This is a genomic window from Streptomyces krungchingensis (assembly GCF_054729265.1).
In genome coordinates, this window is record NZ_JBPUKY010000001.1 from 4,910,503 (window position 1) to 4,930,272 (window position 19,770).

A 19,770-nucleotide genomic window follows, 5' to 3' on the forward strand; every position below is an offset into this window, starting at 1 on the left:
CATTTGTTTGTATTTTTTTTCGGCCGGGGTCGGGTGCGGTGCTGAGCGGTCGGCCGTCGCCCGTGACGCCCCCGGGTCAGGGCAGTGCCGGGCCGCCCGTCGGATCCGTGCCGCCCGGGGTCGCGCGGCTGCGTTGTTCGACCCACTGGCGGAGTTCCTCGTCGCCCACCTGCTCGATCGCGACGAGCAGCTCGCGGCGGGCCGCCTCGTCCCGGTCGGCCTCCGGCAGGAGCCGGTAGCGGTTGACGGCCCGGCGGAGGGTCTCGCGCGACTGTGCCGCGAGGACGTAGCGGGGGCCGTGCGCGAAGACCTGGCGGAAACCGGTGAAGAACAGGGCGCCGCCCGCGATGATCGCCGTCAGCCAGGCCGGGGCGTGCAGGCCCGCCGCGACCACCGTCGCCGAGGAGGTCGCCAGGGCTCCCAGCTCGGACACGCGGTACCACAGGCGCGCCGAGTCACGAACCCTCTCGTAGAAGGCCAACTCTCCCTGGGCCAGGGCGAGTACCGGATCGGGGGCTTCGGACCAGGCGATGGCGTCTGGCGGCTGTCGGCGCATGGGTACATGGTGTCCTCGTGCCGCCCCACGGGAAACACCTCCCGTGCCCTCACGCGGCGGGAACCCCGCGGCGAGGCCACCGTCACCGTCGGAGCACGCGGCGGGATCTCCGCGTCAACGGCACCGTCACCGTCGGAGTACGCGCCGGCCGCGCCGTCACCGCACGCGCCGGGGCTCCCGGGTCAACGCGTACGACTCCCCCGCGAGTCGGATCCGGTCGTCGCCGTCCACGTGGCAGCCCAGGCGGGCCGGAAGACCGCGGAGATAGGCGACGGCGGGGGCGGTGAGGCGGATCCTGCCGTCGCCGAGCTGCGTGATGCCCTCGGGTGCGTCGAGCGCGGCGAACCAGGCGGCGTGCTCCCGGCGCACCTTCGCGGTGTACGTGCCGTCGCGGTCGGTCTCCTGTTCCAGAGCGAACAGGACGTCGCCGTAACGGGCGTGGTCGAGCACGGCGCGCACGGCCTCGACCACGTCCGGCAGGCCCGTGCCCACCTCGTCGGTGGCGAAGACGCGGACACCGGGGCGGACCCGGGCGTACGCGGACCAGGCCCCCGCGCGGGACGGGATGACGTAGCCGACCGGGAACCCTCCCGGGAGCCCGTCGTCCACACAGACGTACACGATCTCCGCGACGTCGCTCCGCTCCTGCGTGAGGAACAGCCTCCGCCGCTTCAGCTGACCCGTGAGGGACCGGTCGATGACGGTCACGTTCGTGTTCCTTCCTCGTCGGGAGGCGGCGGCCGTTCCCCCGGTGCACGGCCGCCGCACTTGCACACCCTCGCGGAAGACGCTGCAATGCCGGTGAAATTCTGATGATGTGCGGAGCGGAGGCTTCGGGGTGGGCTCGGAATCCCGTCGACGGTTACGACTCGCGGTGCTCGGGCCGATGCGGGCCTGGCGCGACGGCGGACAGCTGGCCCTCGGGCCCGTCCGGCAGCAGGCCGTGCTGGCCGCGCTGGCGCTGCGTCCGGGAGTCCTGGTGAGCCGCGAGCAGTTGCTCGACGGGGTCTGGGGGGAGAGTCCGCCGCAGTCCGGCCGCAAGGTACTGCCCAGCTACGTCTACGGGTTGCGGCGGACGCTCGACGAGAGCGGCACCGCTCCGGCGGACTCGCTGATCCGCGGGGAGCGGGGCGGGTACCGCCTGGTCGTCGACGGGGTCCGGCTCGATGTGGCGGAGCTGGCCGAGCGGGTCGACGAGGCCCAGCGGGCGAAGGCGTCCGGCGACCCGGCGACGGCGGCGGACCGGCTGTCGTCGGCCCTCGCCCTGTTCGACGGCGAGCCGCTCGCCGGGCTGCCGGGTCCGTACGCCGAAGCCGAGCGGCGGCGGCTGCTGGCGCGCCTGCGCACGGTTCGGCTGGAACGGCTCGAATGCCTCGTCCTGACGGGCCGGTTCGCCGACGCCCTGGACGAACTCGCCGCCCTGTCCGCCGCCGATCCGGCCGACGAGTCGCTCGTGGCGCTGCGCATGCGCGCCCTGTACGGCAGCGAACGTCAGGCGGAGGCGCTGGCCGTCTACCAGGACATGTGCGGGCGGTTGCGCGAGGAGCTCGGCGTCGACCCCGGTGACGAGCTCCGCCGGGTGCACGAGGCGGTGCTGCGCCGGGACGACGAACGCCTCCTCGGCCCGGCCGCGGCCCGCACCGCCGACGTACCCGGTGCGGCACGGCAGGTCTCCTCGCCCCGCCGCACGGTCAACGACCTGCCGGGCGACTCGGGCCGGCTGATCGGCCGGGACAGGGAGCTGGCGCAGCTGATCGCGCCGGCCGCGCCCGGTTCCGTGTCGGTCGTCACGGTGGACGGTACGGCCGGGGTCGGCAAGACCGCGCTCGTCGTGCGCGCGGCCCGCGAGCTCAGCGGGCGGCACCCGGACGGCTGCCTGTTCGTGGACCTGCACGCGCACAGCGCGCAGCGGCGGCAGGCGCCGGAGCGGGCCCTGCAACGGCTGCTGCGCAGCCTCGGCGCGGCGAGCGGGGAGCTGCCGGGCGACCTCGAGGAGCTCACCGCCGCGTGGCGCGCGGCGACCAGCCGGCTGCGGCTGCTCCTCGTACTGGACGACGCCCTCGACGCCGACCAGGTACGGCCGCTGCTGCCCGCAGGGGCGGGCAGCAGGGTGCTGGTGGCCGGCCGGCGGCGGCTCGCGGAACTGGACGCCGACCGCCGGGTCACCCTGGAGCCCATGGAGAGCGGGGACGCGGTGTCGCTGCTCACCCACCTCATCGGAGCGGACCGCGCGAGCGGGGAGCCGGAGGCGACGCGGCAGCTGGTCGGACTGTGCGACGGGCTGCCGCTGGCGCTGCGCATCGCGGGGTCGCGGCTGCAGAACCGCCGCTCCTGGACGGTGGAATACCTGGTGGGCCGCATGGCGGGCGACGAGCACCGGCTCGGTGAACTGAGCGTCGGGGACCGCAGCGTGGAGGCGGCCTTCCGCCTGTCGTACGACCAGCTCACACCCGGGCAGCAGCGCGGGTTCCGTGCCCTGGGTGGGGTGCCGACGGTCGAGTTCGACGTGCTGACGGTGGCGGCCGTGCTCGACGCGCCGCCCCGCGACACCGAGCGGGTCCTGGAGAGCCTGGTCGACACGAGCCTGTTGCAGGAGCCGCGGCCGGGCCGCTACCGGCTGCACGACCTGGTGCGGGTGCACGCGCGGCGGGTCGCCGAGGCCGTGCCCGGCGAGGCCGCCGCGACGCGCAGGGCCGCGTACCGGCTCTTCCTCGACGCGGGACGCGTCGCCAGCGACTGGGGCCGTACCGGTTTCCCCACCGGGCCGCGGCCCGCCGGAGCGCCGTTCGGCACCTGGCAGGACGCCGAGGCCTGGCTGGACGCGGCCGGCGGGGAACTGCCCGACGTCGTCGCGCACGCCGCGGCCCACGGCGAGGCCGACTTCGCCTGCTGGATCGCGGAGGCGTTGTGCGACTACTTCGTGCGGCAGGGCCGCTACCAGGAGGGCCGGACGGCGCTGGAGATCGCGCTCGCGCGGGTGGACGAGGCCGGCGATCCGCGCATGTCCCAGGCCCTGCGCAACTGCCTGGGCTACATCTGCGTCCACCAGCGCCGGTACCCACAGGCCCGCGCCTGCTTCACGGAGGCGCTGGAGATCGGCCGGCGCGACCCCGACCCGCACGAGAAGGCCCGCACCCTCACCGGGCTGGGGGCTCTCGACCTGAGTCTGGGGGACGGTGACGGCGCTGTTCGCCATGCCTCGGCCGGGGCGGAGCTGGCCGGGCGGCTGGGCAGCGACTGGGTCGCCTCGATGGCGCTCGTCATCCTCGGGCTCACCCACTACTTCGGCCGACGTGACGAGGAGGCGCTGGCCTGCTTCGCCGACGCCCGGGCCCTCGCCGAGCGGGACGGCAGACCGCGCATGCTCGGCAGGCCGCTGAGCTGCGCCGCGGACGTCCACCTCCGGCTCGGCGACCACGGTGAGGCCAAGCGCGCGCTCCGCCGGGCGGTCGGCCTGGTCGAGCAGGCCGGGGACGTCTTCCTGTGCGCACGCAGCCTGACCCGGCTGGGCACGGCGGAGCAGGCCGAGGGCGACCCGGACGCGGCGGTCGCACTGCATCACCAGGCGCTGCGCCAGCACGCCTTGCTGTCCCCTCTCACGGAACCCAGCTACGACTGGCTGGAGATGGACATCCGGTCCCGCCTGGCGCATGCGTATCTGGCGACGGGTCGCGTCCATGAGGCGCGGCAGCAGTTCCAGCACGTACTGGCCGTCCACGCCGCCCACACGCACGGCGCCGGACGCGCGGGCGGCGCCTGAAGCCCGGAGGGCAGGCGGAGGCGGCACCGCACGCCGGCCGGGGACCGCCCGTCTTCGGGCCCCGGCCGGCGTCGTCCGTCACCACATCGCCGGCAACCGCTCCGGGATGCGCTTCATGAATCCGGTGCGCCAGACCAACTGCTCGATCGGCACCGCGAGTCGGACCTCGGGCATGCGGGTGAGCAGGGTCTCCAGGGCGATCTCCGCATGGCGCTTGCCCAGGGCGGTGGCCGGGCAGTAGTGGCGTCCGCCGCCGAAGGACAGGTGGGTGGCGCTGTTCTCGCGGGTCAGGTCGGGCCTGAGCGGGTCGGGGAACTCCTCGGGGTCGAAGTTGGCGCCCTCGACGAGGACCAGGACGAGTTCGCCCTTGCGGACGTCCACGTCGCCGAGCCGTACGTCCTCCAGGGCGAGCCGGGGCAGACCGTCGCCGATGGAGAGGTTGACGCGCAGGAGTTCGTCGACGGCGGCCGGGATCCTCTCGGGGTGATCCGTCACCTCCCTTCGCAGCTGCGGGTGCTGGAAGAGGGAGACCAGGGCCATGGTCAGGAACCCGGACGTCGAGATGACGCCCGCGCCGAACATCGTCACCCCGACCGTCGCCAGCATCTCGTCGGTCAGGTGCGCGTACTCCGGGTCCTCGCGCAGGGCCGCCAGCGCGGACATCAGGCCGGTCGTCGACGGGTCGTCGAGGCGGTCGGTCATGTACGCGATGTCCCGGTCCCAGTTCAGGCGGGCGCCGGTGACGGGGCAGGCGGAGTTCATGAACGCGATGTCCAGGCTGCGCATCAGCCGGGGCGCGTCCGCCTGCGGGATGCCGAGGATGTGGCAGTGCATGCCGGCCGAGTACGGGTCGGTGAAACCGCCGCGCAGGTCCGCGGGCGCGCCCTCGGCGAGCAGGGCGTCGACGAGTCGGGCCGCGTGCGAGCGCATCCAGTCGGTGAGGCCCTCGCTCTTCGGGTTGAGGGCCTTGAGGACGGCCTTGCGCAGTCCGGCGCCGGTGATGTTGCCCATGTTGTTGACGACCTCGGGCGGGATCGTCAGGGCGTACTGGCGGGGCACACCGGGCGCCGAGGTGTCCTTCAGGCTGAAGCGGGCGTCCTCCAGCACCTGGGTGCACAGTTCGTAGGACGAGACCAGCCAGGCCTCGTCCCCGGCGATGGTCCGCACCCGGCGCACGGGGGTCGACCCGCGCAGTTCCGCCACCTCGGCAGGGAGTTGATCGCCGCGCCAGGAGAAGGGGAAGTCGAGCAGTTCCTCAGTGGGCATCGCCGGCTCCTTCCGTGGGCGTGACGATCGCGTGCCCCTGGTTGCGGGACGCGCGCAGGCCCGATCCGCGCGCGTAGAGCAGTTCGGCCATCGGCAGCAGCTGGTGGTAGCAGTTGAGGGAGGAGGGGACGCCCAGGATGGCCGGGGTGTCCAGGAAGAGCGGCGCCTCGGCGCACACGTACTCCAGGCACACGGCGCGCTGCCGCTCGGTGGCCACCCGCCCGTCGAGGACCTTCGTGGCGAGGTACGTGTCCACCAGCGCGTCGCAGGTTTCGCGGAACTCGGTGTCCTCGTCGAGGAGTTCCCTGATGTGGTCGTGGATCCGCCGGTAGGCGGGGTTGTCCGCGAAGTCGGACATGGCGTGCGCGGCGAGTCTCCCGCCGCCCGCGCCGTGGGCCGCCGCCGCGGCGGTCACCTTGGCGCGTACGCCACGCAGGTTCTTCACCGCCTTGCGCCGGGCGTCGTCGGCGGGATAGCCGAGCGCCTCGTACATCTCGGCCACATGGAGGTCGGTGTAGACGAGGTCGACCCGGTCGAAGTGCTCGACGCCCCAGCGGGCCAGGGCGTCGACCCGGCGGGCCGAGAAGTAGCTGTTGCCCGGCGAGACGCCGATCACGGCGTGGTCGCCCGCGGCGTGGATGACCTGGCAGTGGGGTGTGTAGGGCTGGACTCTGAAAAGGCCCGCGATGGTCGGGCGGGGAGTGACGTGCTGGATCTCGGAGACGGTCGCAGTCGTCAACTGGAGAGTGTCCTTCGCGTCGCTAGTCCCGATGGAGCCTGGTGCTCCTGGTGTGGCAACGACGCCGCGAAGTTAGCTGGCGGACACGGAGAGTGTCAACGCCCGTCCGGAGAGTGGCCGGTTGGGGTTCGTCAGGGGCGCGGCGCGCGGATCAGGTGGTACTCCGACGGGTCCACACGGCGGGTCCGTTCCGCGTACTCGCCCATGTAGCCGGGCCAGTTGGCGACGTTGCGGCCGTCGGCCGTGCGGTACCAGGAGCTGCAGGCGGTCCATGCGGTGCCCGCGAACCGGGCCCGCAGCCGCGCCAGCCCGTGTGCCTGGGCCTCGGCACGCACGTCGAGGGCCGCCGCTCCGGTCCGCAGGGTCAGTTGCAGGGCCCGGCGGACGTAGGCGGCCTGCGCCTCCAGGAAGAACAGGATGGAGCCACCCGAGGTGTTGGTGTTGGGGCCGTACATCAGGAACATCGACGGGAAGCCGGAGACGGTGATGCCCAGGTGGGCCTGGGCGCCGTCGGACCAGGCCTCCTCGACCGTGCGGCCGCCGCGGCCCGTGACCCGCATCGGCAGCATGAAGGTGTTGGTGCGGAAGCCCGTCGCGTAGATCACGCAGTCGACGTCGTGGCGGCGGCCGTCGGCGGTGACGGGGCCCTCCGGTTCCATCCGCACGATCCGGTCCGTCACGAGCTCCGTGTTCGGGCGCCGCAGGGCCGGCAGGAAGTCCGAGCTGAGCAGGACCCTCTTGCAGCCGAAGGGGTGGTCGGGCCAGGCCTTGCGGCGCAGTTCCGGGTCGGGGAGCTGACGGCGCATGTGGGCGGCGGAGAGCGCGGCGCCGATCCGGCCCACGGTGCGGGGGTGGCGGACGCACAGGGTGATCAGCTCGATGCCGTGGTGGAGCAGCCCCCGCCAGGCCCGGCGCGCCACCGGCAGGCGGCGCAGCACCCGGGCCAGGAGGGCGGGGGTGGGGCGGTCGCTGCGCGGCAGGAACCAGTTGCCCGTCCGCTGGAAGACCGTCAGCCGGGCGGCCCGCGGGGCGATCTCGGGGACGAGCTGGGCGGCGCTCGCGCCGGTCCCGATCACCGCCACGCGCTTTCCCCGCAGGTCGTAGGTGTCGTCCCAGCGCGCGGAGTGGAAGCTGCGGCCGGCGAAGCGGGACAGCCCCTCGACGGCGGGGAAGGACGGCTTGTCCAGCTGCCCGGTCGCCAGCACCAGCGCGTCGGCCACCCGCTCCTCGTAGGGCCCGGTCGTGTCCGTGCGGCGGCTGCGGACCGTCCAGGTGCAGGTGCGGTCGTCCCAGGTGCAGGCGGTGACCTCGGTGCCGGTGACGACGCGCGGGGTGATGCCGAGGGAGTCCGCCGTCTGCCTCAGGTAGGCGAGGATCTCCGGCTGGTGCGAGAACAGGTGGGTCCAGTCGGGGCGTTGGGCGAAGGAGTACGAGTACAGGTGACTCGGTACGTCGCAGGCGGCGCCCGGGTAGCGGTTGTGGTGCCAGGTGCCGCCGGGCGCGGGCGCCGCCTCCAGCAGGGTGACGTCGTCCAGGCCGTGGCGCAGCAGCTCGGCGGCGACGGCGATGCCGCCGAAGCCCGCGCCCACGACGATCACCCTCGGCCTGCGCCCGTCACGCTCGCGTCCGTCGTCCACGCGGCCAAGCTAGCCCGCCCCCGCGCCCTGCGACAGACGGCCACGGGCCCGGGGGATCCCGGCGGCCCGGGCCGGCCTGCCCGCTGCCCCGGGTGCCTACGCCGATTCCGGTGCCTGCTCCGGCTCCCGTGCCGCGGCCGGCCCGGGCCGGTGCTCCTGTACAGAGCCTGGGTCCGCGCCCGGCCGCACGGGCCGTCGTCGTGCGGGGGCCGCGGCCAGTGCCAGCGTCGTCGCCAGCGACGCGAGCGCCATCACCGTCATCGCCGCGCCGGGCGAGGTCAGCTGGGCGACCGCCCCCGCCACCGTCGCGCTGACGCCCTGGAGGGTGAGCATGCCCGAGGAGTGCAGGCCCAGGGCGTGGCCGCTCAGCTCGTCCGGGGTCAGCGACATCAGCTGCTCCTGCTGGATGAGACTGGCGCCGAAGCCGACCGAGGCGACGGCGACACAGACCGCCGCGACGGCCGTGCCCGGCCGCAGCGCGAACAGCAGGTACGGGGCCGCCAGGAGCAGCAGGCAGGGGATACCGAGGCGGCGGCGGACCGCCGGCGGGACGAAGCGGCCGATCGTCACGTCGCCCACGAACATGCCGAACGCCGCGCACGCGAAGAGCAGACCGGCCCGCTCGGGGGCGTACGACACGAACAGGGACTCGCAGCCGACGATCAGGCCGTTGGGGATCCACAGGAGCAGATAGGTCGTCCGGCGCGGGGGCGAGGACCACAGGAGCGCGTTGGTGCGCCAGGTCTGCGCGACCGAGGGGCGGCCGGTGGCCCGCGGTGCCCGGCGGGCCATGCCGAGGCGGACGGTCAGGGCCGACCCGAGGTACAGGACCGCCGCGGTCGCCAGGGTCACCTGCGCGGAGAGCAGTGCGACCAGGGCGGCGCCCGTCATGTAGCCGGTGATCTGCATGAGGCCGTTGACCATGTTGAAGACCGAACGGCCCAGCAGGTAGCCCTCCTTGGGGAGGATCTCGTTGAGCAGGCCCCAGCGGACCCCGCCGCCGAGCGAGGAGACGAGGCCGAGGACGGCGATGAGGGCGAAGACCGTCCAGACGGGCAGGCCGGGCGTCGCCATCACGGCCGTGCCGACGGCGAACGACAGCGCGATGCCGGTCAGGGTGGCGCGCGGCGCCAGCCGGTCGGCCGCGGACAGCAGGGTGGTCGCGCCGGCCACCTGGGCCAGCTGCGGGCCGAACATGCTCACGGCCGACAGCAGGGGCGATTCCGTCGCCCTGTACACCAGCGTGCCGATGGCCAGGCCGCCGATCGTCGAGGCCGCCGCGTGGAGGGCGGAGGAGAGGAAGAGGGGGGTGAACTCCCGGGTGCGGAAGAGGTCCGAGTAGCTGCGCATGCGCGGAGTCTGGGACGGTCCGCGGGACGGTCGATATTGTTTCGCGCGGGGGCGAAACCAACGGTCACGGACCGGACGGCGGACGGCCCCGCGCCGGGAACGGACCGCTCCCGGCGACGGACGCCCCCGCAGCACGGCCGCGGACCGGACCCGACCACGGACAAGCGCCGCGACGGACACGGACCGGACCGCGCGGCGGACAAGCGTTGCGCCGGGCAGTCCCCGGAACGACGGACGGTCCCTGAAGCATGGACGGACCCCGGAACAAGGACGGGCTCCGGAGCACGGACGGGCCCCGGAACAAGGGCGGGCCCAGGAGCACGGACGGAGGGGTGCACGCATGGGCTGGTGGCAGGTCAACGCCGACACCCTCGCCGGCAGCCGTTTCGTGCTGTCCCCGCTCGCCGAGACCTTCGCGGCCCTGAAGACGCTGGAGTCGGGGACCGCCTCGCACCCCGGCGAGCTGCGGTGGCTGCGGGCCCATCTGCCCGCCTACCGGCGGCGGCTGGCCGCCGACCCGCTCACCGCCGTGCTGATCCGCTCCGGGCTCGGGCGGGAGTGGATCGCCGACTTCCTGACCCCGACCCCGTACGGCGACGAACCCTTCGAGGTGGAGATCGCCAGGATGCGGCAGACCCCGCCGCAGGCGGCGCGCGCGCATCTCGCCGTCTCGCTCGGCGGCCCGCTGCCCGCCGCGCTGGCGGACCGCGACGACCTGCCCGGGCGCGCCGCCGATCTCCTCACGCACGTGTGGGAGGAGTGCGTATGCCCGGACTGGGAGCGGCGGCGGCGCGTCCTGGAGGCGGACGTGGTGGCACGGACCGCGCACCTGAGCCAGGGCGGCTGGGCCGCGGCGCTGGACGCGCTGCGGCCGGGGACACGCTGGCTCGGCGACAACCGGCTCCAGGTGAATCTCCACGAGTATCCGCCGCGGGAGATCTCCGGTGCCCGGCTGCTGTTCGTGCCCGTCACCCCGAGGGCCGGGTGGGTGTCCTGGGAGGATCCGCACCGGTACGCCGTCGTCTACCCCTGCACGGGCGTCCTCGCGGACGGACGGGCCGGGGCGGTGCCGGAGAGCCTCGGCGCGCTCCTGGGGACGGCGCGCGCCGGGGTGCTCGTGCTGCTGGACTCCCCCATGTCGACGAGCCAGCTGGTCGCGGTGACCGGGCAGGGGCTGGGTTCGGTCGGACGTCATCTGAAGGTGCTGCTGGACGCCCGGCTCGTCGAGCGGCGGCGGGCGGGGCGGTCGGTGCTGTACTCGCGGACGGCGGCCGGCGAGGTGCTCGTCACGGCCCAGCGCGACTGACGGTCCTGTCACCCGGCGGAGTTAGCATCCGCTCATGACTACTGACCATTCTGTGCTCGACATCGAGATCGGGGCCCTCCAGGGCGGCTCCGCCGACCTCGGGCAGTACCGCGGCAAGGCCGTGCTCATCGTGAACGTCGCCTCCAAGTGCGGGCTGACGCCGCAGTACGCGGGCCTGGAGCGCCTCCAGGAGCGCTACGCCGGCCAGGGCTTCACCGTGCTCGGCGTGCCCTGCAACCAGTTCATGGGCCAGGAGCCCGGCACCTCCGAGGAGATCGCGGAGTTCTGCTCGGCGACGTACGGCGTGACCTTCCCGATGACCGAGAAGGTCGAGGTGAACGGCGACGGGCGGCACGGCCTCTACGAGCGTCTGGTGGGCACCGCGGACGCCGAGGGCCACAGCGGCGACATCCGCTGGAACTTCGAGAAGTTCCTGATCGGGCGCGACGGCACGGTCGTCGGCCGTTTCTCGCCGCAGACCGAGCCGGAGTCGGCGGAGGTCGTGGCGGCGGTGGAGAAGCAGCTCGCCGCCTGACGTCGTTGACCTTGCCCCTGGGGCAGGGGGGAGCGTCCTCGTCACCGGGCGGAAGGCGCCCGGTGACGGAGGTGACGAGGGGGCGAACCGTGCCCAGGGAGAAGGGGGTGCCGCCGTGGACGGCGACCTGCTCACCATCGGCGCGTTCGCCGCTCGGGCCCGGCTGTCCGCGAAGGCGCTCAGGCTGTACGACCGGCTGGGGCTGCTGGCCCCGGCGCACGTCGACGAGGTCAGCGGCTACCGCTACTACCGCGTCGGTCAGGTCGAGCGGGCCCGGCTCGTGGTGCTGCTGCGCCGGCTCGACATGCCGCTCGCCCGGATCGCCGAGGTGGTGGAGGCGGAAGGGTCCGCCGCCGCCTCGCTCCTCGGCGCGTACTGGGACGACGCCGAGGAACGCTTCGCCTCGCAGCGGGCGCTCGCCTCGTACCTCCGTGGACGGCTGTCCGGGAGGAGTTCGCAGATGTACGAGAAGTTCGTCGTCGAGACCGTCGAGGTGCCCGAGCGGGTGGTGCTGACGGAGACACGGCATGTCCTGGCCACCGAGCTGCCGGTGTGGATCCCCGCCTCGCTGGGGCGGCTGGAGGAGGGCGCCCGCGCCTGCGGGGGGTTCGACGGGCCGCCCTTCGTCGTCTACTACGCCGAGGTCAGCACGGAGAGCGACGGGCCCGTGGAGGCCTGTGTGCCGGTCGCGGACGCCGACGCCGCGCGGGCGTGGGTCCGGGCGCGGGGGCGGGGCCGGGAGATCAAGGTCCGTGTCGAGCCCGCGCAGCGTCTGGCCTACGCGCGGATCCCCAAGGCGCAGGTCGCCTATCCGCAGATCCACGTGGCCTTCGAGGCCGTCGAGGCGTGGATCGCCGAACGGGGACTGTCGTACGACGGCCCCTGCCGGGAGGTGTACTTCGCCGACTGGGACGCCGCCGGGCCCGAGGACCCGGTGTGCGACGTGGCGTTCCCCGTGAAGTGAGGCGGCGCGGGCCGGCGGGGCGTGGGGCCCCGCCGGGTCAGCGCAGCTCCTCCGGGCAGGGCGTGCCGCGGGGCAGCTGGTACGGCGCGGCCAGGCGGTAGGTGCCCGGCTTCGGGGCCAGCAGCTCCGTCCACTTGTCGCCCGCCGGGGTCTCCTCGGTCGGCATCAGGCAGCCGTTGAGGTTGTCGTACGTCTTGGGTGTGCTGTCCTCGCGGTGCTTGGACTCATCGGTCTCCTGCGGGGGCTGCACGCTCTTGCCCTTGGCGTCGACGATGCTCAGCCACGGCGAGTAGGGGACGCGGATCAGGATGCGGCCCGCCTTCTTCACCTCGATCGTCATCTCGCCCTGTTCGGCGCGCTCGACGACGGCGTCGGGCTCGGCGAGCTGGACGGGATCGGTGACGGCGAACAGCTGCCAGTTCGCGTCGCCCCAGATCTGCCGCAGGTAGGGCATGCCCCGCTGGACGAGCTGGCGTTCGCGTTCCCCGCCGTCGCCGTCGGGCTCGTCCTTGGGCAGCACGACGTAGTGGACGGCCCAGCGCTGGAGCCACTCGTGGTAGTTCGCCGAGTTGAGGGTGTCGTCGTAGAAGAGCGGGTTGCGCTCCATGTCGGCCTGGCGGTTCCAGCCGCGGGCGAGGTTCACGTAGGGGGCGAGGGCGGACGCCTCGCGGTGCGACCGGGCGGGGACGACCTCGACGCGGCCCTTCTCGGCGCCCACCACCTGGAGCTGGTTGACGAGGGGGGCGAGCTCGCGGGCCCAGGACGCGGCCGGGGTCGTGTGCACGATGTCGTCGACCGACTTGACGCCGATCCAGGTGGTGAACCCGACGAAGGTGACGACGATCGCGTACCACTTGCGGGAGCGCGGCACGGTGAAGGGCAGTGCCGCCAGCAGGGCGACGCCCCCGAAGAGCATGGCCAGGCGGGTGATGTTGGAGCCGATCTGCGAGCTGATCAGCCAGACGAGGACGACGGCGGTGCCGTACACGGCCGCCGTGATGCGGACCGTCGTCCACTCCTTGGGGACGAGGAAGAAGACGAACCCGGCGTACAGGAACGGCAGGATGACCGAGTAGACGGTCATCGGCTGGGTGCCGGAGAAGGGGAACAGCCAGGCCGACACCGCCACCACGATCGTCGGGGCGATCCCCAGGGCGTAGGCGCCGGGACGGCGCTTCTGGAGGAAGAGTGCGACGGCGACCAGGCCCACGAACAGTCCGGCCACCGGGGACGCGGTGGTGGCGAGCGCGGCGAGCGGCGCCGCGCACAGCGCCTTCGCCCAGCGTTTGTAGCGCCAGCGGTAGGGCCAGCAGAACACGACGGCCGTCGCGGCGAGCGCGAACACCATGCCGAGGCCGTAGGTCACCCGGCCCGAGATGGCGTTGCACAGCAGCGCGAAGATCCCGGCGACGGTCGGCCAGAGCGGATTGCGCACCGCGCGGCTGCGGATCAGGATCAGCGTCAGCAGGCCGGCCGACACCGTCCCCGCGATCATCATGGTCGTGCGGACGCCGAGGACGGACATCAGGTACGGCGACACCACGCTGTACGACACCGGGTGCATCCCGCCGTACCAGGCGAGGTTGTACGCGGAGTCCGGGTGACGCCCGACGAACTCCGCCCAGGCGTCCTGCGCCGCCAGATCCCCGCCACTGTTCGCGAACGTGAAGAACCAGGCGAGGTGGAGCACGCCCGAGAGGACGGTGGCCAGGGTGACGGGGTGCCGCAGGAAGCGGCTCAGCCGGGTGCCGTGCTCCTGCTCCCGGGCGCCGGGGTCGTCACCGGCCTCCTCGGATATGCGGGAGCGCAGCGGTATTCGCGGACCCGTGCCCGGGCCCGGATCGGCGTCGTCGGCGTGTGTCGGCTCCGCTGTCGCCACTGCAAGGCACTCCCCGTGTCCCGTTTTCCGTTCTCGTCCGGGACCCGCGGCCCGCGGCGAGCAGCCCCGACCTCGCGACGCTAGCACGCACCCCGCCGGGTGGCGCCCGGGTGGGGCGCCGTCGGCGGGATGCGGGGCGTGTGCTCGTATCCGGAATACGTCACCGACACGTCCGCGGGTACGTCATCGGTGCGTACGTCCGTCCGGGCGACGGCGGCGGCTCAGCCGACGCGCGTCAGCTTCGCGCCGAAGCCGGGTTCCGCGAGGTCCGACCGGAGCGCCACGGGGATCTTCACGGCGTGGCTGGACCCGTCTCCGACGGTCAGTTCGCCGACGACCGTGCCGGCCTTGCCGGAGTGCGGGACCGCCTTGCCCCCGTCGCCGATCGACAGCCGGGTCTTCAGACCCGGCCAGCCGATCGCCGTCATGTCCTTGGTGGCGACGACCGGGGTCCGGCCGCCGAGCTGGTCGTCCACGTAGCCGACGACCTGCCCCTTCTTCACCACCTGGGCGGTGGTCAGCCCCTTCTGGACCGTGTCGATCAGCTTCTGGCTGTTGACGAGGGCCAGGTGGAGGCTGTCCCAGACCTTGCCGGTTCCGGCGTTCTGGTTCATGACCGCGCCGTAGACGGTCTGGGTCTTGCCGTTCACCGTCTTGGTCGCGGCCCACACCAGGTTGCCGCCGGCGGGCGTGGACGAGCCGGTCTTCAGGCCGATCACCCCGACCTGCTGCACCAGCAGGTCGTTGTTGTTGTAGATGGGCTTGTCGAGGCCGGGGATCTTCGCGCTGGCCATCCCGACGATGCCGCGGAACACATCGTTCTGCATGACCTCCTTGGCCAGCTTGAGCTGGTCGGTGGCCGTGCTCACCGTCGTCTTCTGCAGACCGCTCGGGTCGGTGTACGTCGTGTTCGTCATGCCCAGCTCGTCGGCCGCGGCGTTCATCTTGGCGACGAAGCTCTTGTTGTCGGAGTCCCAGCGGGCCAGCAGCCGCGCCGCGTTGTTGCCCGACGGGATCATCAGCATCTGGAGCATCTGCCGCTCGGTGAACTGCTGGCCCTTCGACATCGCCGCGGTCGACTCGTCCGGCAGCTTCGACTCGTCCTCGGCCTGCTGGTCGACGGTGATCTTCTCGCCGCTCTCGTCCCCCTTGAGGGGGTGCTCCTTGAGGATCACGTACGCCGTCATGATCTTGGCGACGCTCGCGACGGGCATGGGCGTCTGCTTGCCGTCGGTGCCGAGGCTGCCGACACCCTCCACCTCGATCGCCGACTGCCCCTGGCCGGGCCAGGGCAGGTCGAGGGAGCCTCCGTCGAAGGTGTACGTCTCGTCGGCGGTCAGCGCGAGCGACGCCGCCGGGAGCGGACGCACGGCCTGCGCGACTGCAAAGATCACGGCGAGCAGCAGGACCAGCGGGGTCCAGATCTTGACCCGCCGCACGATCGTGCGGACCGGAGTCTGCGGGGGCGGCGGGGTGTTCGTCAGCTCCGCCAGGAGGTCCAGCGGCGGCTTGGGCGGCAGCGGTTGCTGGGTCGTGCGCTCGGGGCCGACCTGCGGGAGGGCGGCGGTCGCGTCCGCGGCGGGCCTGTTGGCCGTGCCGGGCGCGGGCTCGGCGGGCTTCGGCCTCGTCGGGGCCGGCTCGTCGAGGGGCTTGAGCGCGACGAACCTGCTGGTGCGCTCGGCTGCGGGCTCGGGCTTCGCGGCCGGCTTGTCGGCGGGCTTCGCGGGGGCCTTGTCGGCGGGCTCGTCCCCGGGCTTCGCCGGGGCCCTGCCGGCGCCCGGCCTGGTGCCGCCGCCCAGCTTGAGCATCGTCGTGGGCTGGTCCACGGCGGGCGGCCGCGGCGCCTTGAAGACGGCGGTGGGCTGGTCGACGGGAGGCTCGGCGGGGGCCTTTGCGTCGGCCGGGGACGTGGCGGCGGCGCCGGAGTCCGCGTCGGCGGGCGTCTTCACGTCCGCCGCCGGCTCGGAGCCGTCCGAGGGCTTGGCGTCCGCGGGAGCCTTCGCCCCGGTGGAGTCGGCGGGAGCCTCGGCGTCGGCCGGGGACGTGGCGTCCTCCGGGGTCTCCGCGTCCACGGCAGGCTTCGCGTCCGCAGGGTCCTCGGCGTCCGCGGAGTCCTTCGGGGAGTCCTCCGGCGCACTCTTCGGGCGACCGGGGGCGGCGGTCTCGTCCGAGCGGGCGGCGTCCGCCCCGGACTCGGACTCGCGCTCGGGCTCGGGCTCGGGCTCGGGCTCGGGCTCGGGGTCGGACTCGGCCATGTCGTCGGTGGCCGTGTCGTCGGCGGCGGCCGCGCCGGACACCACGTCGTCCCGGGGCTCGTCCTCGGACGCGTCGGCGCCGGTGTCGGCGGCCGCGTCGGCGGTCTCGTCGGCGGCGGCCCCGGAGCTCTGCTCCTCGTCGGCGTCGGCACCCACCGCTGACGCCTCGTCAGCGTCTGCGGAGTCGGCCTCGGAGCCGGAGCCGGAGCCCGAGTCCGCGTCCATGGCGGCGCCGGCCTCGGCGGCGTCGTCGGAGTCCGCGTCGGCGGCCGCTTCGTCGGCGCCATCGTTCGCGGCGTCGTTCGCGGCGTCGTCGGCGCCGTCGGCGTCACGCCCCGACTCCCCCGCCCCGGCCGACGTCCCGGCCCCGGCGGGCTCACCGGCTCCCGCCGGCGCCTCCTCGTCCGCACCGGCCACCCACGCGGCCACGGCCGCGCGCAGCCGGGCGTCACCCGCGGACCCGGCCTCGCCGGACCCGGCGGGCTCGTCGGCGGCGTCCGTGGTGTCCACGGTGTCCGCCGACGCGGGAGCCGGCGCGGGAGCCGACTCGGCCTCCGTCACCGCCCGTTCCGCCGTGACCGCCTTCGTGGAGAACACCGCCGTCGCCTGATCCACCCGTACCGTGGCCGCCCTCTCGCGGGCCATCGCCACGCGGGGGTCGGCCGAAGCCGGGGCCGTGGACGGACTCGACGCGGCCCCGCGCGCCGGACCCGGAACCGCCGCCGGGGTCACCGGCGTCGGTTCTGCCGACGGCGCCGACGACTCGTGCTGCTTCGACCTGTCGGGGGACTCGCCCGCCACCGATGCCTCCTCCATGCGACGCACGCCCCGTGCGTCCAAACGAACCGTCATCCGTTGAACCGCCGCCCGGACATCGCTGTCCGAACCATGTACCAGTGTCCTGTGTGAGGGCTTGGCCCCTGTGGTAGACGAGAACGACATACCTACCGGTTCCACTGCATTCCGGTCACGCACCCTCGACAGACCGATGTGAGAGGGGTCACCCTGTCATTCATCCACGCGGGGAGGCATGGATGGGCAGGAGCCGCAGAACACTTCCGGAGGAGCTTCTGCTGCTGGCGTTGGACCCGACAACGGGTACCACCGCACAGCCGCAGTCGCTCGACCTCGGTCTGGCCGGAGCACAGCTAGTGGAGCTGGCGCTGGCCGGACGGATAGCCCCAGACGGGGATCGTATCGCCGTGGTGGCGCCACGGCCGACTGGAGATCCAACACTGGACTGTGCGTTGGAGTTGCTCCGCCGCCGCGGAGCACCCGTACGCGCGGTCAACTGGATTGGCGGACCCCGGCTGGGGCTGCGCCAGACCTACCTCTCGCATCTGGAGAGGTGCGGCATGGTCCATGCCGTGGCCGGCCAGATGTGCGGGGTGCTGCCGACGACTCGCTACCAGGCGACGGACACGGCGATCAGCCGGGAGATCAGGTCCCGGCTGGACAGCGCGATCCGCACCGGCGTACCGCCGGACCCGCGGACCGCGGCGCTCGCCGCGCTGGCCCACGCGGTCGGACTCGGCAAGCACCTGTACCCGGGGAACGAGGGACGGTCGTCCCGCTCCCGGCTGCGGGATCTGATCAGGCATGACCCCATGGGCGGTCTCGTGGCCCACGCGGTCATGGACGTCCAGAACGGCGTGGCCGCTCAGCCTCGCCGCAACCCGGCACCGGCAGGCCGTCCGGCCACCGCCGGGGTCAGGTCCGCGCCGGAACCCGCCCGCGGTGTTCCGATGCAACCGCGCCGCGGTTCCATGGCGCGCGCCGTGGTGCACTGAGCCGCAGTCCCACGGCACCCCACAGCAGGACCAGCACCGCCGGAACCACCAGCACCGCCAGAACCTCAGCGCCGCACCGCAGTCCCCACGACCCGGTTCGGGAGCCGCTGGCTCGCGCGGGGCGATGAGGCCGTACGTCCGGACGACGACACGGCCCCAGCGCCCCGCGCGGCCGCATCCGGGGCCGCGGAGGCGCGCCGTCGCGCGGCGGATCGCCGAACTGGCGCGCACCCAGCGCATATCCGCCGTTTCCCAGCGGTAGAAAGCACCTTGGTGGCAATCTGCTCAACAGCAGATACGCAAAGTACAGGCCCGCAGCCGGAGGTGCACGTCCCGTGGCGTCCAATGTCAATCCCACCGTCCGGCGGCGCCGGCTGGGTCAGGAACTGCGCCGGCTCCGTGAACTGAAGGGCATGACGGCCGAAGAGGTCGCCGAGCGGCTGCTGGTCTCGCAGTCGAAGATCAGCCGGCTGGAGAACGGACGGCGCAGCATCAGCCAGCGGGACGTCCGTGACCTGTGCGGCGTGTACGAGGTCGAGGACCACCGGATCGTCGACTCGCTGATGCAGATGGCCAAGGACTCGCGCCAGCAGGGCTGGTGGCACTCCTTCGGTGACATCCCGTACAGCGTCTACATCGGTCTGGAGACGGACGCGGCCTCGCTGCGCGTGTACGACCCGCAGGTCGTCCCCGGCCTGCTGCAGACCCGGTCGTACGCCGAGGCCCTGATCGCGGGCGCGCTGCCGGAAACGGCGCCCGGCGACATCGACAAGCGGGTCCAGGTGCGGATGAAACGGCAGGAACGAATCTCCGCTCCGGACAACCCGTTGCGCCTGTGGACGGTCCTCGACGAGGCCGCCCTGCGCCGTACCGTCGGCAATCGTTCCCTCATGCGCGACCAGCTGGAGCACCTCGTCGAGCAGTCCCAGCTGCCGCACGTCACGGTGCAGGTGATCCCCTTCGACATGGGAGCGCACCCCGGGCTGAACGGCCAGTACGCGATCCTGGAGTTCCCCGACGCGGCGGACTCCAGCGTGGTCTACATCGAGGGCGTGACGAGCGACCTGTACCTGGAGAAGGCGAACGACGTCCAGAAGTACAGCGTGATGTACGAGCACCTGCGGGCCCAGGCCCTGAACGTGGAGCAGTCACGCCAGTTCATCGCGGACATCGCCAAGGAGCACGCGCGCTGAGGCGGGGGGCTCCGGACGTCGGGGACGGCCTCGCGGAGGGGTCCTGACGGGAAGGTGCCGGACGATACACCTTCGCCGGGCCGGGGCGGAAGACCCCACTGGAATATGCCATCCAGTCGAGTGAATAGTCGCTTCGTCAGCCGATGTTGGCGAGTAGCGTCGATCACGCCACCGAACAACAACGTTGGCGCAAACCGGACTGCGGGTTCCGAAGGGACCCGCGGCGCGGTGGCACCGCGTCGACCGCGTCGTCGGGGGTACTCACAGATGAACGACTGGCTTACTGGAGCGAACATGGCAATTCAGCAGGGCGCCACCGACACGTGGACCAAGTCTTCCTACTCCACCGGGAACGGCGCCTGCGTCGAGGTCAAGTCCCCGGTCCCCGCGGCGATGGCGGTACGGGACTCCAAGGTCCCCGCAGGCCCCACCCTGGCCTTTCCCGCGGACGCCTGGAACACCTTCGTGGCCGAGGTGAGCCGTGGGGCCGCCGGCCTCGTCTGAGGTGCGACCCCACGCCCCGTCCGACACATGACCCGA

The 19,770-nt window shown here is 73.0% G+C and carries 15 protein-coding genes; 7 read left to right on the plus strand and 8 right to left on the minus strand.

Annotated features, from left to right (window positions below; all coding sequences use genetic code 11):
• Positions 1 to 76: 76 nt before the first annotated feature.
• Both ACSYGO_RS21590 and ACSYGO_RS21595 read right to left on the minus strand, forming a co-directional pair.
• Complete coding sequence (locus ACSYGO_RS21590) at positions 77 to 556, minus strand: SLATT domain-containing protein (protein WP_432172625.1); 480 nt, start codon at positions 554 to 556, stop codon at positions 77 to 79.
• 156 nt (positions 557 to 712) lie between these two features.
• Complete coding sequence (locus ACSYGO_RS21595) at positions 713 to 1,264, minus strand: hypothetical protein (protein ID WP_460387271.1); 552 nt, start codon at positions 1,262 to 1,264, stop codon at positions 713 to 715.
• Between the two features lie 178 nt (positions 1,265 to 1,442).
• Here ACSYGO_RS21595 and ACSYGO_RS21600 point away from each other — a divergent pair, with 178 nt between their 5' ends.
• A complete protein-coding gene (locus ACSYGO_RS21600; RefSeq protein WP_460387273.1) occupies positions 1,443 to 4,316 on the plus strand; it encodes an AfsR/SARP family transcriptional regulator in 2,874 nt (957 codons plus the stop codon).
• 78 nt (positions 4,317 to 4,394) lie between these two features.
• Here the strand turns inward: ACSYGO_RS21600 and ACSYGO_RS21605 are convergent, their stop codons facing one another.
• The 4 genes from ACSYGO_RS21605 to ACSYGO_RS21620 all read right to left on the minus strand — a co-directional run bounded on the left by ACSYGO_RS21605 (position 4,395) and on the right by ACSYGO_RS21620 (position 9,308).
• The gene (locus ACSYGO_RS21605; protein ID WP_460387275.1) at positions 4,395 to 5,582 is read right to left on the minus strand and encodes a cytochrome P450; all 1,188 of its coding nucleotides are present in this window, start codon (positions 5,580 to 5,582) and stop codon (positions 4,395 to 4,397) included.
• On the minus strand, positions 5,572 to 6,321 hold the full coding sequence (locus tag ACSYGO_RS21610) for a cyclodityrosine synthase (protein ID WP_460387277.1): 750 nt from the start codon (positions 6,319 to 6,321) through the stop codon (positions 5,572 to 5,574). The genes ACSYGO_RS21605 and ACSYGO_RS21610 overlap by 11 nt, the downstream gene beginning before the upstream one ends.
• A 131-nt stretch (positions 6,322 to 6,452) precedes the next feature.
• Positions 6,453 to 7,958 (minus strand): flavin-containing monooxygenase, encoded by a 1,506-nt coding sequence (locus tag ACSYGO_RS21615; protein ID WP_460387279.1) that lies wholly within the window; start codon positions 7,956 to 7,958, stop codon positions 6,453 to 6,455.
• Positions 7,959 to 8,054: 96 nt separating this feature from the next.
• On the minus strand, positions 8,055 to 9,308 hold the full coding sequence (locus ACSYGO_RS21620; protein ID WP_432186184.1) for an MFS transporter: 1,254 nt from the start codon (positions 9,306 to 9,308) through the stop codon (positions 8,055 to 8,057).
• A gap of 340 nt (positions 9,309 to 9,648) precedes the next feature.
• Here ACSYGO_RS21620 and ACSYGO_RS21625 point away from each other — a divergent pair, with 340 nt between their 5' ends.
• The 3 genes from ACSYGO_RS21625 to ACSYGO_RS21635 all read left to right on the plus strand — a co-directional run bounded on the left by ACSYGO_RS21625 (position 9,649) and on the right by ACSYGO_RS21635 (position 12,113).
• On the plus strand, positions 9,649 to 10,614 hold the full coding sequence (locus ACSYGO_RS21625) for an ArsR/SmtB family transcription factor (RefSeq protein ID WP_460387281.1): 966 nt from the start codon (positions 9,649 to 9,651) through the stop codon (positions 10,612 to 10,614).
• A 34-nt stretch (positions 10,615 to 10,648) separates the two neighbouring features.
• Positions 10,649 to 11,149, plus strand: a complete 501-nt coding sequence (locus ACSYGO_RS21630) for a glutathione peroxidase (protein ID WP_426677602.1) — start codon at positions 10,649 to 10,651, stop codon at positions 11,147 to 11,149.
• 115 nt (positions 11,150 to 11,264) lie between these two features.
• A complete protein-coding gene (locus tag ACSYGO_RS21635) occupies positions 11,265 to 12,113 on the plus strand; it encodes a MerR family transcriptional regulator (protein ID WP_460387283.1) in 849 nt (282 codons plus the stop codon).
• Positions 12,114 to 12,150: 37 nt separating this feature from the next.
• On the opposite strand, the gene ACSYGO_RS21640 is transcribed toward ACSYGO_RS21635, so the two are convergent.
• Together ACSYGO_RS21640 and ACSYGO_RS21645 are read right to left on the minus strand one after the other, a co-directional pair.
• The gene (locus tag ACSYGO_RS21640; RefSeq protein ID WP_426677600.1) at positions 12,151 to 13,992 is read right to left on the minus strand and encodes an MFS transporter; all 1,842 of its coding nucleotides are present in this window, start codon (positions 13,990 to 13,992) and stop codon (positions 12,151 to 12,153) included.
• 221 nt (positions 13,993 to 14,213) lie between these two features.
• Positions 14,214 to 17,063, minus strand: a complete 2,850-nt coding sequence (locus ACSYGO_RS21645) for a D-alanyl-D-alanine carboxypeptidase (RefSeq protein ID WP_460387285.1) — start codon at positions 17,061 to 17,063, stop codon at positions 14,214 to 14,216.
• A gap of 218 nt (positions 17,064 to 17,281) precedes the next feature.
• Between ACSYGO_RS21645 and ACSYGO_RS21650 the strand changes: the two genes are divergently transcribed.
• The 3 genes from ACSYGO_RS21650 to ACSYGO_RS21660 all read left to right on the plus strand — a co-directional run bounded on the left by ACSYGO_RS21650 (position 17,282) and on the right by ACSYGO_RS21660 (position 19,734).
• Positions 17,282 to 18,037, plus strand: a complete 756-nt coding sequence (locus ACSYGO_RS21650) for a GOLPH3/VPS74 family protein (RefSeq protein WP_095934988.1) — start codon at positions 17,282 to 17,284, stop codon at positions 18,035 to 18,037.
• A gap of 335 nt (positions 18,038 to 18,372) precedes the next feature.
• Complete coding sequence (locus tag ACSYGO_RS21655) at positions 18,373 to 19,230, plus strand: helix-turn-helix domain-containing protein (RefSeq protein WP_028802748.1); 858 nt, start codon at positions 18,373 to 18,375, stop codon at positions 19,228 to 19,230.
• Between the two features lie 294 nt (positions 19,231 to 19,524).
• Positions 19,525 to 19,734: a DUF397 domain-containing protein gene (locus tag ACSYGO_RS21660; protein WP_426677598.1), complete on the plus strand. Its 210-nt coding sequence runs from the start codon at positions 19,525 to 19,527 to the stop codon at positions 19,732 to 19,734.
• Positions 19,735 to 19,770: the final 36 nt, after the last annotated feature.

Bases quoted from the DNA above. Each gene is read 5' to 3' on its own strand.
- ACSYGO_RS21590 (WP_432172625.1), bottom strand. From the start codon at position 556: ATGCGCCGACAGCCGCCAGACGCCATCGCCTGGTCCGAAGCCCCCGAT.
- ACSYGO_RS21600 (WP_460387273.1), top strand. From the start codon at position 1,443: ATGCGGGCCTGGCGCGACGGCGGACAGCTGGCCCTCGGGCCCGTCCGG.
- ACSYGO_RS21605 (WP_460387275.1), bottom strand. From the start codon at position 5,582: ATGCCCACTGAGGAACTGCTCGACTTCCCCTTCTCCTGGCGCGGCGAT.
- ACSYGO_RS21620 (WP_432186184.1), bottom strand. From the start codon at position 9,308: ATGCGCAGCTACTCGGACCTCTTCCGCACCCGGGAGTTCACCCCCCTC.
- ACSYGO_RS21625 (WP_460387281.1), top strand. From the start codon at position 9,649: ATGGGCTGGTGGCAGGTCAACGCCGACACCCTCGCCGGCAGCCGTTTC.
- ACSYGO_RS21630 (WP_426677602.1), top strand. From the start codon at position 10,649: ATGACTACTGACCATTCTGTGCTCGACATCGAGATCGGGGCCCTCCAG.
- ACSYGO_RS21645 (WP_460387285.1), bottom strand. From the start codon at position 17,063: ATGGAGGAGGCATCGGTGGCGGGCGAGTCCCCCGACAGGTCGAAGCAG.
- ACSYGO_RS21650 (WP_095934988.1), top strand. From the start codon at position 17,282: ATGGGCAGGAGCCGCAGAACACTTCCGGAGGAGCTTCTGCTGCTGGCG.
- ACSYGO_RS21660 (WP_426677598.1), top strand. From the start codon at position 19,525: ATGGCAATTCAGCAGGGCGCCACCGACACGTGGACCAAGTCTTCCTAC.